This is a genomic window from Stutzerimonas stutzeri, from assembly GCF_000935215.1.
Lineage (GTDB): Bacteria > Pseudomonadota > Gammaproteobacteria > Pseudomonadales > Pseudomonadaceae > Stutzerimonas.
Window position 1 is genome coordinate 1 of record NZ_JXXD01000339.1, and the last position, 405, is coordinate 405.

At 64.4% G+C, this 405-nt stretch carries 1 protein-coding gene; it reads left to right on the forward strand.

The features are described from left to right. Positions 1-405: EAL domain-containing protein (locus LO50_RS23175; protein ID WP_044316502.1), on the forward strand; the 405-nt coding region annotated here is incomplete at both ends.

Below are 405 nucleotides of genomic sequence, written 5' to 3' on the forward strand. Positions count from 1 at the left end.
CCGACTTCGCCGGCAGATTGCTGGAACGCCATGCGCTCAATGAGATTCGCTATGCCGAGACGCTCACGCGCATCCGCTCGGTGCTCGAGCAGCGCGCGTATTCGGTGGTGTACCAACCCATCGTGCATCTGGTGGAAAACCGCATCGTTGGCCACGAGGCGCTGGCTCGATTCAGCGCGCAGCCGCAGCGAACCCCGGACAAGTGGTTCGCCGAGGCCGGGCTGGTCGGCTTGCAGCAGGAGCTGGAGGTCGCCCTGATCGAGGCGGCCCTGCACGACTTCGATCAGCTGCCGGCAGATAGCTACCTTTCGCTCAATGTTTCGCCGGAAACCATCCTCGCTGGCGCGCTTGGCACGGTACTCGCCGATCAACCGCTGGCGCGGCTGATGCTCGAGGTGACCGAAC